Genomic DNA, 2,477 nt, shown 5'->3' with positions numbered 1-2,477 from the left:
GTAAGCGGCGGTTGCGCCCCACGCACGTTCAGCTTGACAGCTTTAAGTTCCAAGGCAGCAGATCGTCGATGTGGGCCTGTGGGTAACCGGCGGCGACTGCTTCCAAAGTCGCCTTAAGGTAAGCGAAGGGCTCGACGCGGTTGACCTTGGCGGTAGCGATCAGAGATGCGATGCCGGCCCAGGATCGACCGCCCTCGTCGTGGCCGGCGAAGAGCGCATTCTTGCGGGTCAGCGCGATTGGGCGGATCAGGTTCTCGACGTTGTTGGAGTCGATTTCGACCCGGCCGTCGTGCAGGAAGGTCTGCAACCCGTTCCAGTGGCGGTGGATATAGGCCAGCTTCTCCCCGAGGCGGGACTTTAATGATACCCGCCGATACTGTAGCTGCAGCCATTCCCCGAATGCAGCGACTAGCGGCGCACTTCGCGCCTGGCGGGCCGACAGCCGCTGGCCGGAACCCATGCCGCGGATCTCGGCCTCGATCCGGTAAAGCTCGGCGATCTGGCGCAGTCCCTCGGCTGCGATCTCAGAGCCGTCGCGATCGAAGATCTCCTTCAGTTTTCGCCGGGCATGCGCCCAGCAATGAGCGACGGTGATCGGCGCGCCGCCTGTCCGGGAGGGACGCGTCAGGCGGTTGTAGCCGGTATAGCCATCCAGCTGCAGGATGCCGTCAAAGCCCTGCAGGATGCGCTCTGCGTTATCGCCCGCGCGGTCGGGAGCATAGGTGAAGACCACGCCGGGGGGATCGCCTCCGCCCCATGAGCGGTCATCGCGCGCCAAGGCCCAGAGATAGCCCGTCTTCGTCCGCCCCCTGCCAGGATCGAGCACGGGTGCCGTTGTCTCATCCATAAACAGCTTGGTCGACGTCTTCAGGTGCTCGGCCAATCGATCAACCACGGGACCGAGGTGGAAGGCGGCGGTGCCGACCCAATCAGCCAGCGTGCTGCGGTGAAGCTCGATGCCCGCGCGGGCAAGGATCTGGCTTTGACGATACAACGGCAGATGGTCCGCGTATTTGCTGACCAGCACATGCGCGAGGGCGCCCTCGGTGGGCAGCCCGCCTTCGATCAGGTGCGCAGGGGCCGGTGCCTGGGTCACGCCCTCGGCGCACCGGCGGCACGCATACTTCGGGCGCACGGTCACGATAACCCGTAGCTGCGCGGGCACGATGTCCAGCCGCTCGGTCCGGTCTTCGCCGATGCGGTGCATCTCACCGCAGCCACACGGACAGAGCAGGCTGTCCGGTTTGATGACCTGCTCGACGCGCGGCAGGCTTTCCGGAAGATGTCCGCGGTTGCGGCGTGCGGCTCTACGTGAAGGCGTGCGGGGGCCAACCTCCGCATCCTGCCGGGTCTCGGCCTCTGCCACGGCAGTTTCGAGATCCTCGAAAGCCAGCTGGCGCTCGTCGTCGTTCAGCTTCTCCGAGCGTTTGCCATGCACGACCTGGTTCAGCTCGGCGATGAGATGCTCCAGTCGCCGGTTGGTTTCCCGCAGCGCATCCCGTTCGCGCAGCACGGCAAGAACAGCGGCGCGCTGGCTTTCGGGGATGATGGACAGGTCGATGGTCGGGGCTCCGGACATGCCAAGATCATAGCCCGGTCCACCTGATATTGCTCTCTTTTTCTTGCGTTCAGGTCATTCTGCAACGGCTGGCTTCGAGGTTTCCAGAGGCCGGACCCGGCGCCAGTCCAGGCCAGCAAAAAGCGCCTCGAACTGCGTTCGGCTCAAGGTCATGGCGCCGTCCCGAACGGCGGGCCAAGTGAAGTTGTCGGCCTCAAGGCGCTTGTAGGCCATCACCAGGCCACTGCCGTCCCAGAACAGGATCTTCAGCCGGTCGGCGCGCTTCGAGCGGAACACAAAGATCGTGCCGGTGAAGGGGTCTTCCGCCAGCATCGACTGCGCCAGCGCCGCCAACCCGTCATGCCCCTTCCTGAAGTCCACCGGCTTGGTTGCCACCAAGATCCGCATACCCTGCGACGGCATCAGCATCCGGCGGCTCCAAGGGCACGAACGATCTCGGCCAGCCGAACGGCCGGCGTATCCGCGGCCAACTCAAGCGTGACCTCGCCGATCACGATCCGGATCCGCTTGTCCCCAGGGGATCTGTCGCAGAAAGGTGCGGCAGGCGGGGGATCGCAAACGACCAAGGGCACGAAAACCGGCTCTTCGGTCGACAGGGCCGGAAGGACCAGCTTGCCCTGCTTGGCCAACCCTCGCCACGCTGACAATTGGTTCGGCTGCACTCCATAGCGATCCGCCACCGCGTTCACTGTGGCTCCGGGCTCCAGCGTATCGGCGACCACCCGAGCCTTCACCTCATCCGGCCACCGCCGATGACCAGAGGCGTAGATCTCGACACCCAGTGAAGTGAGAAACGAATTCTTGGCACACATTGCGAAACGCACTCCCACCGGTCGATGGAAAAGACTTCGCAGCAGGGCGTCAGCTGAACAATGTGGGGTTCAGACGCCGCTTACGG

Annotated in this window: 3 protein-coding genes; all 3 read right to left on the bottom strand. The window is 64.4% G+C overall.

Features of this window, described 5'->3' with window-relative positions; genetic code table 11:
• Positions 1 to 28 precede the first annotated feature (28 nt).
• The 3 genes from tnpC to tnpA are packed head-to-tail and all read right to left on the bottom strand — an operon-like array spanning position 29 to position 2,391.
• Positions 29 to 1,579: an IS66 family transposase gene (gene tnpC, locus OC184_RS19860; protein WP_265508915.1), complete on the bottom strand. Its 1,551-nt coding sequence runs from the start codon at positions 1,577 to 1,579 to the stop codon at positions 29 to 31.
• A gap of 54 nt (positions 1,580 to 1,633) precedes the next feature.
• Positions 1,634 to 1,966 (bottom strand): IS66 family insertion sequence element accessory protein TnpB, encoded by a 333-nt coding sequence (gene tnpB / locus OC184_RS19855; RefSeq protein WP_265508916.1) that lies wholly within the window; start codon positions 1,964 to 1,966, stop codon positions 1,634 to 1,636.
• Positions 1,967 to 1,980: 14 nt separating this feature from the next.
• Positions 1,981 to 2,391 carry an IS66-like element accessory protein TnpA gene (tnpA, locus tag OC184_RS19850; RefSeq protein ID WP_265508914.1) on the bottom strand — a complete coding sequence of 137 codons (411 nt, stop codon included), beginning with the start codon at positions 2,389 to 2,391 and terminating at the stop codon, positions 1,981 to 1,983.
• Between the last annotated feature and the right edge of the window lie 86 nt (positions 2,392 to 2,477).

The organism is Paracoccus rhizosphaerae (assembly GCF_026162645.1).
GTDB classification, from domain to species: domain Bacteria; phylum Pseudomonadota; class Alphaproteobacteria; order Rhodobacterales; family Rhodobacteraceae; genus Paracoccus; species Paracoccus rhizosphaerae.
Note: the sequence above shows the minus strand (reverse complement) of the source record. Positions and strands in the feature narration are given on the sequence as shown.

Bases quoted from the DNA above. Each gene is read 5' to 3' on its own strand.
- tnpA (WP_265508914.1), bottom strand. From the start codon at position 2,391: ATGTGTGCCAAGAATTCGTTTCTCACTTCACTGGGTGTCGAGATCTAC.
- tnpC (WP_265508915.1), bottom strand. From the start codon at position 1,579: ATGTCCGGAGCCCCGACCATCGACCTGTCCATCATCCCCGAAAGCCAG.
- tnpB (WP_265508916.1), bottom strand. From the start codon at position 1,966: ATGCGGATCTTGGTGGCAACCAAGCCGGTGGACTTCAGGAAGGGGCAT.